Raw genomic sequence first — 9,368 nt, 5'->3', positions numbered from 1 at the left:
GAAGTGTCTTTCAAGTATATTGTTGATGAATGAAAGCCGCGTTCAGAGTGGTTTAAGGATAAAGACAGCTTGGTTTTTCTTGTTGTTCTTTCACGAGTTGTTCCATGGTCGCTACATCGGCCGGTGCCCATTTAAGAGCGTTAAGATTTTCACGTTTCAGCCAGATCAGTTTTGAATGCTCATGGGCGGTTGGAACTCCTTCTTTTAGTGTGCAGCGAATTGCAGTTAGATTAATCGAGAATGTGTCATAGTCATGATGACTAACAAGGAAAATACGATTTGCTTTTATGCTGCACTTGAGTTCTTCACGAATTTCGCGTTCAATCGCTTGCTCAGGTGTTTCTCCTTCCTGGATTTTCCCACCAGGAAATTCCCATTGATTTGGGAGTGACATTCTAGGGGAGCGAAGCGCACACATAATCTCGTGCTGATCATTTTCTAAAATAGCTGCAACTACGGATAAAGTCTTGCGCATGAAATCACCTCAAATCAGATTCGTACATGTACGATTATACATGTTTTCGCATTGTTGTAGCTTCAGGTGACCGCTTGATCAGGAGAGCGATCAAACTGAAAAACCTTGGCATGCCTCATCAACTCAGATAGTCTTTCCGCCTAGGTGGATCTACCCGCGATTTACATAAAGAACATTTTGTGTTTTCTTCCGATTAATTTCCATCCGTTAAACTTTTCTATGAGGTCGAAAATCGAGTAAAACATAGGGAGTTGACTGTTTAATGGTTAGACGGAAAGTGGTATCCATTGTTGTTGGTTTGATCGTGCTGCTGGGACTCGCGATTGGCTCATCAGGTTTCTTAAGCAGTGCATCTGCGGAAAGTCCGAATCCGGCGGTGAAAAAAGTGGTTGCGACATTTACGGGGGACGCGCGAACGACCAAGGGGTTTACGTGGTATACGTCGCTTGCTTCAACCCAGAGCGATCTGCAGCTGGTGAAGAAGAACGGCAAGAGCAAAAAGAAGCCGAATTTCAAAAAAGCGCTGACGTTCAAAGGGACAAGCGCGATTTCATCGAACGACAGTGAGGAACGCATGCACAAGGCTGAAGCAAAAGGCTTGCGATCGAACACAGAATATTATTACCGTGTCGGCGATGCGAAGCGGAAGATCTGGAGCATGGTTGGCGTGATCAAAACAGCACCAAAGAAAAATGATGCGTTCACCTTTCTAGAGCTGACTGATCCGCAAGCGAAGACCGAAGAAGAGGGACAGCTGGCCGCAGATACGTTCAAGCAGGCTGCAGCAACCGTTAAGCATTTTGACTTCATGACCGTTACCGGGGATTTTGTGGATAATGGTGTGGTTGAGGATCAATGGGATTGGCTGATCAATAACAGTCAGAAGGTTTGGGGTAACACGACGGTTGTTCCGGCTGCAGGCAACCATGAAGGCAAGAACCGTGCGTTTATCGATCATTTTAATTTGAAACCGGCGACGTCAAACACCGATACAACGACTGGCGCGTACTATTCCTTCGACTACAGCAATACCCATTTTACGGTGCTGAATAGCAATGAAGATTCAGAGCAGTATCGCGATTTCACACCGGAACAAGTAAACTGGATGACTAACGATATTAAGAAAGCCAAAGCAAACGGCGCGAAGTGGACAGTGGTCTTGATCCATAAAGGACCGTATACAACGTCCAATCACGCAACCGACGCGGACATTATTGGCGAAAACGGCGTGCGCAACAAAATTGCGCCGCTGATCGGCAAGCTGGGCGTCGATCTGGTCATCCAGGGTCATGATCATATCTATGCACGTACGCTGCCAATCAATGGAGATAACCAGGCAACCCATCCAAAGACGATTACGGAATGGGTGAATGGTCAGCAGATGACCTATTCAGTAAATCCGGACGGAACGATCTACTCCATCCCGGCGACTGCTGGCCCAAAAGTGTACAAGAAAAATACTTCCCCTGAACTCGGCGAAGCGTTCTACAGCAAATTTGTCCGGGCTGAAGAAAATCACGCCTTGAAATACGGGCTTGATCCAAGTGATCCTTCAAGACCGGTGCGCGGGGCAATCCAAAACTTCTCAAAAGTAACAATTGATAAAAAGAAGATCTCCGTTGTGGTCTATGAAATCGACCGCATAAAAGGAACTGCTCCATATATTATTGATCAATTCGGTGTCGTCAAAAAATAACCACGAATCTCATAAGAAAAACGATTAGAACAGGACGAGGCTCAGCTTCGTTCTTTTTTTGTTGCTAGGAAATGATACACGATCGACTTGTGGATCACTCACCGCGGAGGAAACATCAAACCTGAAAAGTTGAATCAAACGTAGCAAAATTCGTATCAAACCGACTGAATTTCGTATCAAACCTTTCACTACGTGTATCGATGTGGAATCCGTAAAAGGTCGAGGCGCTGAATCCAGGGATGCCGACAATCGATGAGCCGGGCCTTGGTAAGATGATGCTGAGAGACCAGAAACAGAACCGTTTGTTTTTTTGTTAAGGAGTATCTGGTGATTTTGGTTTGTCGCCTTCCTTTTCTTTCTTAATCTCCTTCGGTACCCGTTTTGATGCTTCAGGTACGTCGCGTTTCGACAGTTGAATCATGTCGGATGAGTAGAGGGCGAAGGCAATCGTTCCGCCATATTTATGGGCGCGAATCAGAACGGGCTGATTCGATGTATTCTTAAAACGGAAATCCGGTCCGTCCCAGCTGACCGTGGCATCGCGGCCTTCAGGTACATAAGCGACCCGCTTGCTGTGTGAATACCGCTCGACAATCTTTAAGCCGGCGCGATCTACGGCATTAAAGAGGGTTGATGATACTTGACAGATGCCGCCGCCAATTCCTTCGACGTATTCGCCGCGGACGATGACTTTGGCACTTAGGTAGCCTTTCGCCTTGGTGCGCATGCCGACGGTTTGATTAAATGAAAAGATCTCATTGGGAAAAACAACATGACTGTCAAGTGCTTTGGCCGCAAGTTCGATATTATGGGAACGGCTTTTATTTCCGGCATTAAAAAAGGTTTGATAAGCGCTGATCCGCTGCTCACGGATTTGTGACAGAAGTTCATCGTCAACTTTTGGGTAAATGGTGAGGAGCGGTAATTTTAGTTTTGATTGGTCGTGGCTAAAAGCGTGGTGGTAAACCTGCTCTGTAAATTGGCGACGATCTAATGTTTTTCCATTTTTTCCGGGTATAATCGCACCGCTGTTGCCGATCCTTGCATTCACGGGCGCTTGATCGACTTTTCGAGCGACACGCTGCGTGAATGCATCGAGCTTTCTTTGATCGATGAGCGGAAGAAATGGAACGGAAAGCTTAGCAGGATCCGCTTTCATCACAACTTTTCCATGATTGGTCATGATCAGTTTATTGGGAAAGTCTGGCTGTTGGCATAGAAGCAGAATCCCAGCCGCCATAAGTAATCGCATCAAAACACACACCTCCCGACGTTAGTATAAGCGCTTTTTATCATTTTAGCCGTGATGATGGTAAAGAAATGAAACGCGAAACGCTGAAGAATCGAACAGAATCAAGAATGGTCGTGTGCAGTCGGGGCAATGAGTCAACGATGCTTTCTGCATTGGCGCCATTGCCCGTTACTTAGAAATGGCGGGAATTCCCATGTGAGAGAAGTTCTAAATCATTGGTGAAATCGCTCGAAAGGATCTATAATAAGTCAGCAATTTTTGCTAAAATAAATGAGTTGTTCCCGAAGAAAAGGATGAACATTCATGAATCTTTTAATGAATTTAAAGCTTTACCTTGGCTTTATCATTGCCGGAAATGCAGTGGTGGTGTTGATGATTGGCGCTTATCTGCTAAGGCATCGTTATGAGGAGATCCTGCGTACGTTTTTTCAAGGCAGGTGCCTGCAGACCGCGGCTTGGATTATTGTGCTCTTTAATGAGGGAGTGCTGGATCGGGTTGCTGCCGCTTTTGGCAACAGTCTATTCTTTGCCGGCTTTGCAATGGAGGCATGCGCGCTGTTGCAGTTGACGCGCACATATACATTGCGGCTACGCCACTATTATCAATGGATCACTGCGGCAAGCATCGTTTCTTTTCATCTGATTCTGTTTACGAATAATGATTTGAATTTACGGGTGGCCTTTGCAGCAATATGTCTCGGCGTGTTGCTGCTGTTACCTGTGTTTCGCATGATTTTTGGAACCGGTAATTCGCTACTCATGAGGCTGATCGGCTTTTTGTATCTTGTTGTTATTGTTTCTCACTTTGGACGATCGGTTTCGATTATGTTGCTGCATCATGCGATTGATCACAGTCTCTTCAGCGGTTCATTTGTGACAAGCCTTGCCTATTTGACCCTTAATCTATCGCTCATTCTCGGCGGAACCGGGTTTGTTCTGCTGCTAAAAGAAGTGACGGATGAGAAGCTGTTGAACCTGGCTAATCATGATGATTTAACGGGCGCGCTTAATCGCCGCGCGTTTTTTGAGCGTACCCAAAGCGCGATTTACCGCCATGGCAAAAAACAACAGCCCATTTCTCTGATGCTGTTTGATGTGGACAAGTTTAAATTGATTAACGATACATTCGGTCATGATGTCGGTGATCGGGTGCTACGCAGTCTTTCACGCCGCATCTTTGGCAGGGTTGACGCGCAGCATTTGTTCGCGCGTTTTGGCGGCGATGAATTCGCCATCTTGATGCCGGGGTATGATGAGCAGCAATCCGAAGAGGCGGCGGAAGGGATTCGCGCAGAAATTGCCGCATCCGAAATCCACCTACCCGATCAATCCTTGACGTATACGATCAGTATCGGACTGCTGACGTTGATTCCAGATACCTATACGGATACCGAACGGCTCTATATTTCTTGCGACAACGCACTTTATGGGGCGAAAAAGAACGGAAAAAACAGTATTTGTCGCGGGCATTATCCGAACGAACGATAACGATGGTCTTTATTTGTCCGTCAATCGGAATGAAATGTGTACAAGCTCCGGATACTAGTGCTAAAAAGTAGGAAAAGGAGCTCTTTTGATATGCATATTTTTTTACACGAATGGACCTGCAGGCGAAGGGCATTTGGTTCCCATTAGTGATCGCCCTGCTCTTGATTCTTTATGTTTTAGTCATGAAAAAACGGCAGCTCACATGGCGACAGATCTATATGACGTTCGGAATCGTATGCAGTGCTGCATGGATCTTGGACATTATTACCTCAATCTACTTTGAGGCCTTTGTTTTTGGAAGCAATCATGGGATCGGTATTGCCGATCTCCTTGTGATCAGTACGGTTCCATCCTGTTTGTCGATCATCTATTTAAACTATTGGACAGAGGCAAGACGATGGCTTCTGCCCATCCTATTCACGCTTATCTCTTTGCTTATTGAATGGCTTTCGATGAACGCCGGTTACTACCGTCATTTGTATTGGGGCTTGCATTATTCATTAATCAACTTTTTTATTATTTATCGCTGGCTGCTTCCTTGGCACAAACGAATCATCGGCGTTCATCATGCCCGCATTTAGTTTCTGCGCCTTTTTTTGATCCAATAGAAAAGCAAGACAGCTAAAGCTACACCAATCACCACATAGGTGAGATGCGCGTACAGATCCATCCATTCCACGACTTTGTCCCATGACGTTCCAAATGCGGCACCGAGTACGACTAAAAGGGTATTCCAGATCAACGTTCCTGCTGCGGTGTAGATCAGGAAAAAAAGGAAATTCATCCGTGCCATGCCGGCGGGAATCGAAATCAGGCTGCGAATGAGTGGGATCATTCGGCAAAAAAAGATCGCTCGATAGCCGTGTTTTTCGAAACGGCGGCTCGCTTTGGTCAGGTCACCGGGTTTCAAACGCAGAAGATGTCCCCAGCGAGCGACGCCCTGCTCCAGCCGGTCAATGCTGAAGATGCGGCCGATCGCATAGAGCAGCGCAGCACCGGCTACTGAACCTGCTGTGGCAAAAAGAATGACAAGCGGTATCGTCAGTCGCGCTTTTGTGGTCATAAAGCCTCCGAAGGTAAGGATCAGTTCTGAAGGGATTGGCGGAAAGACGTTCTCTAATAAAATCATTAAGAAAACACCGGTATAACCATGTGCTTCCATGAAGGTCACAATCCAGTCCTGCATCTCGCGCTCCTCGCTTTCACATGAATCGTTTGGTTGAACGGGGTAGGGTTGCATTTCATTATTTTTTCTGACTGAAAAAGGCGAAAAACAGACGCTTTTTCTTTCGCTTTTCTATGATAACATACAGATTAGGACAACTTAAATAGAGATATGAGGGAACGAACTTGATGAACCCAAGAGAATTAACTTATCGAATGCCTGCTGAATGGCAAACTCATGCGTGCACTTTCCTTTCTTGGCCGGTACGTGCCTCGATGTGCGCGCCGGAAAATTATGCACCGGTTTGCCGTGGGTACGCGGCCTTTGCTCAGGCGATTGCTGAATTCGAGCCTGTGGTCCTTCTTATTAATGAGAACGAGGAAGAGCGGGTAACTTCGTTTCTTCACCCTTCTGCCTACCCCATTAATCTGCGCGTCCTTCCGCATAATGACTCCTGGGTGCGTGATAATGGGCCGACTTTTCTCATTAATGAACAAGAGGAGCTTGCGGGTGTGAATTGGCGCTTCAATGCATGGGGAGGTAAGTATACTCCTTGGGACCTTGATGATGCATTGGCAGCGAAACTGCTTGATGAACTTGGTATTCAACGCTATGATGCGCCATTGGTCATGGAAGGGGGCTCCTTTCATGTTGACGGCGAGGGCAGCCTGTTGACAACGGAACAATGCTTGCTAAACCCTAATCGGAATCCTGAGCTGGATCGCGCGCAGATTGAGCAGATACTGAAAGAGTATCTCAATATAAGCAAAGTGATCTGGCTTAAGAATGGTCTTTCCGGTGATGAGACGGATGGCCATGTAGATAATATTGCCTGTTTTGCTGCGCCCGGAAAGATCTTAATTCAAAGCTGCGGCGACCCGAACGATGAGAATTGGCAGATCACAGAAGAAAATATTGCCCGACTGCGACAGATGCTTGATGCCAAAGGGAGGAAGCTTGAGGTGATTCGCGTGCCGCAACCACCGAAGCGAGTGAACGGCAGCGAGCGGTTGACACTCAGTTATTTAAATTTCTATTTTGTCAACGGAGGGATCATCCTGCCGGTTTTCGGTGATGATGCCGAGGAAACGGATCAGCAAGCAATCACCATTCTTTCCGAAACATTTCCTGATCGGCGCATTCGTCCGGTTGACGGTACAGCAATTATCGGTGAAGGCGGAAATGTCCATTGTGCCACGCAGCAAATGCCGGCTTACCGGAAGAGAGGAAGTGGAACAAATTGAGAAAAGTTAAAGTAGCGGCAACGCAGATGAGCTGTTCCTGGTCTGCTGAAGAAAATATTCATAAAGCGGAAGCGATGGTACGTCAGGCAGCAGCTAAGGGCGCACAGATCATTTTGCTTCAGGAACTGTTTGAGACTCCTTATTTCTGTCAAAAAGAAAAAACCGAATACTACGCATTGGCGAAATCACTGGAAGACAGTCAGGCAGTCGCGCACTTTACGAAGATTGCGCGCGAGCTTGGTGTTGTTCTGCCGCTGAGTTTCTACGAACGAAAGAATAATGCCTTATACAATGCGCTGGTGATGATTGATGCCGATGGATCTGTGCTCGGTACTTATCGAAAAAGTCATATACCTGACGGCCCCGGCTATGAAGAAAAGTTTTATTTTAATCCTGGCGACACCGGGTTTAAAGTTTGGTCGACAAAGTTTGGAAAAATTGGTGCAGGAATCTGCTGGGATCAATGGTTTCCTGAATCGGCACGTTGCATGGCGCTTATGGGTGCCGAACTGCTTTTCTATCCCACAGCAATTGGTTCGGAGCCGTATGACGCGTCGATTGATTCGAAGGAACATTGGCAGGCCTGTATGCTCGGTCATGCTGCATCGAATTTAATTCCTGTGATCGCGTCAAATCGCGTTGGTACTGAAGCAGATGGCGATTCACAAATTACCTTCTACGGATCTTCGTTTATTGCCGGCCCCCAAGGGAACAAGCTTTGCGAGGCGGACCGGACAAGTGAAACAACGCTAGTCGCTGAATTTGATTTGGATAAGCTTCAAGAGATGCGCTTTGAATGGGGAATTTTTCGTGATCGCCGACCGGACTTGTACCAGATTCTGACTTCTTATGATGGCGACCGGCGGTTCAAATAAGACAAATTAGATTTTGAGGGACTGCTGCGCTTACAGCTCCAGCAGTCCCTTTTTTATGGCATGGACAACGGCCCCAACTCGTGATTCTGCACCCAACTTTTTCAGGATATCAGAAATGTGATACTCGACGGTACGCTGACTAATAGATAGTTGTTTGCTAATTTCATAATTTGTCATATCGTTAGCAATATATTTTAAAATAGTGAGTTCTTTCGACGTGAGCGGTTCATTAGGAATGATTGACATAACTAAAGGAAAGACTTTCCTTCCTTGCATGACCGCACGGATCACATGAACCAGTTCCCTAGTTGAATTATCTTTGGTAACATACGCGTTTGCGCCTGCCTGCTTTGCTGACGCTACATATTCATCGCAGTTGCACCCGGAGAGAATAATAATTTTCACTTCTGTATTTGTTTTCCTTACCATCCTTGTTAATTCGATTCCGTTTGTTTGTTTAAGCAGAAGGTCGATAATCAGTACGTCTGGTGCCGTGTTTCTGACGAGTGTTGCCAGATTTTTGGGCTCATGCACGATTTTAAGCACATGCATATCCGGTTCCTTTTCAAGCAATTCTTTCAGCCCCATCAGCACAAGCCGTTGATCATCGATTAATAGGATGTTGAGCGTCATGTTTATCCTCCAATTCAACGAAAATCAGAATGAATTCGTTTGTTATTTTCTATTTGAAAGACTTCTATGTATTAATGGAAGCAATGCGATCGGTTTCCGACCGACTTTGTTGCTGATCCAAGTGTTCTCAAAACGATGAAAAATGTAAGTGACTAAAAAATAGAATAGGGACAGCCTTGTTCGGGGTGCCTGATCGCATGGCACGGCAACTTTTTAACATGCTGTTCTTTTGAAGTGTAAGGTTTAGCAACACGAGCAAAATAGTTTTAATTTTACTCACCCGGTAAAAATTGTAAGGCTTTCTTTTATTTAGTATACCATTTGATGAATTTGTATTGTCATAGGAACAAAAATTTTTTTCAATCATGGAGAAATAATTTGAAGTGTCTCTGAATAGGATAGTAATCAGACATACGTTAATAAGTTATTTAATAGGATAAGAAAGTATAGGATTTTGCCCTGGCTTCAAACCAATAGCCCAGTGTCTTGGCCAAGAATCAAAGCGAAGGGGCTCTGGCGCCCGCGGCAAGCGGGTAACCG

9 protein-coding genes are annotated in these 9,368 nt (G+C 45.8%); 5 read left to right on the top strand and 4 right to left on the bottom strand.

Annotated elements, in window-relative coordinates; translation table 11 throughout:
* Nucleotides 1–52: 52 nt before the first annotated feature.
* Nucleotides 53–475, bottom strand: coding sequence for a (deoxy)nucleoside triphosphate pyrophosphohydrolase (locus SIN01_RS12715; protein ID WP_010025975.1), 423 nt, complete (start codon nt 473–475; stop codon nt 53–55).
* Nucleotides 476–737: 262 nt separating this feature from the next.
* Between SIN01_RS12715 and SIN01_RS12710 the strand changes: the two genes are divergently transcribed.
* A complete protein-coding gene (locus SIN01_RS12710) occupies nt 738–2,171 on the top strand; it encodes a purple acid phosphatase family protein (RefSeq protein ID WP_010025977.1) in 1,434 nt (477 codons plus the stop codon).
* 313 nt (nt 2,172–2,484) lie between these two features.
* Here SIN01_RS12710 and SIN01_RS12705 read toward each other — a convergent pair whose 3' ends face one another.
* Nucleotides 2,485–3,423, bottom strand: coding sequence for a VanW family protein (locus SIN01_RS12705; protein ID WP_010025978.1), 939 nt, complete (start codon nt 3,421–3,423; stop codon nt 2,485–2,487).
* Between the two features lie 303 nt (nt 3,424–3,726).
* Here SIN01_RS12705 and SIN01_RS12700 point away from each other — a divergent pair, with 303 nt between their 5' ends.
* Nucleotides 3,727–4,911, top strand: coding sequence for a GGDEF domain-containing protein (locus tag SIN01_RS12700; RefSeq protein WP_010025979.1), 1,185 nt, complete (start codon nt 3,727–3,729; stop codon nt 4,909–4,911).
* A gap of 110 nt (nt 4,912–5,021) precedes the next feature.
* Nucleotides 5,022–5,492, top strand: a complete 471-nt coding sequence (locus SIN01_RS12695; RefSeq protein ID WP_029548247.1) for a hypothetical protein — start codon at nt 5,022–5,024, stop codon at nt 5,490–5,492.
* Here SIN01_RS12695 and SIN01_RS12690 read toward each other — a convergent pair.
* Entirely contained in the window at nt 5,489–6,097 is a 609-nt protein-coding gene (locus SIN01_RS12690; RefSeq protein ID WP_010025981.1) for a DedA family protein, read from the bottom strand. The genes SIN01_RS12695 and SIN01_RS12690 overlap by 4 nt on opposite strands.
* A 167-nt stretch (nt 6,098–6,264) precedes the next feature.
* On the opposite strand from SIN01_RS12690, the gene SIN01_RS12685 reads away from it, so the two are divergent.
* Entirely contained in the window at nt 6,265–7,320 is a 1,056-nt protein-coding gene (locus SIN01_RS12685) for an agmatine deiminase family protein (protein ID WP_010025982.1), read from the top strand.
* Nucleotides 7,317–8,195: an N-carbamoylputrescine amidase gene (gene aguB / locus SIN01_RS12680; RefSeq protein WP_010025983.1), complete on the top strand. Its 879-nt coding sequence runs from the start codon at nt 7,317–7,319 to the stop codon at nt 8,193–8,195. Before SIN01_RS12685 ends, aguB begins: the two co-directional genes overlap by 4 nt.
* A gap of 30 nt (nt 8,196–8,225) precedes the next feature.
* Here aguB and SIN01_RS12675 read toward each other — a convergent pair whose 3' ends face one another.
* Nucleotides 8,226–8,828 (bottom strand): response regulator, encoded by a 603-nt coding sequence (locus SIN01_RS12675; protein WP_010025984.1) that lies wholly within the window; start codon nt 8,826–8,828, stop codon nt 8,226–8,228.
* Nucleotides 8,829–9,368: the final 540 nt, after the last annotated feature.

Source organism: Sporolactobacillus inulinus (genome assembly GCF_006539285.1).
GTDB lineage: Bacteria > Bacillota > Bacilli > Bacillales > Sporolactobacillaceae > Sporolactobacillus > Sporolactobacillus inulinus.
Note: the sequence above shows the minus strand (reverse complement) of the source record. Positions and strands in the feature narration are given on the sequence as shown.

What these genes read in the sequence shown, in the direction of transcription:
- SIN01_RS12715 (WP_010025975.1), bottom strand. Translation starts at nt 475, where the DNA reads ATGCGCAAGACTTTATCCGTAGTTGCAGCTATTTTAGAAAATGATCAG.
- SIN01_RS12695 (WP_029548247.1), top strand. Translation starts at nt 5,022, where the DNA reads ATGGACCTGCAGGCGAAGGGCATTTGGTTCCCATTAGTGATCGCCCTG.
- SIN01_RS12700 (WP_010025979.1), top strand. Translation starts at nt 3,727, where the DNA reads ATGAATCTTTTAATGAATTTAAAGCTTTACCTTGGCTTTATCATTGCC.
- SIN01_RS12710 (WP_010025977.1), top strand. Translation starts at nt 738, where the DNA reads ATGGTTAGACGGAAAGTGGTATCCATTGTTGTTGGTTTGATCGTGCTG.
- SIN01_RS12690 (WP_010025981.1), bottom strand. Translation starts at nt 6,097, where the DNA reads ATGCAGGACTGGATTGTGACCTTCATGGAAGCACATGGTTATACCGGT.
- SIN01_RS12675 (WP_010025984.1), bottom strand. Translation starts at nt 8,828, where the DNA reads ATGACGCTCAACATCCTATTAATCGATGATCAACGGCTTGTGCTGATG.
- SIN01_RS12705 (WP_010025978.1), bottom strand. Translation starts at nt 3,423, where the DNA reads ATGCGATTACTTATGGCGGCTGGGATTCTGCTTCTATGCCAACAGCCA.
- SIN01_RS12685 (WP_010025982.1), top strand. Translation starts at nt 6,265, where the DNA reads ATGAACCCAAGAGAATTAACTTATCGAATGCCTGCTGAATGGCAAACT.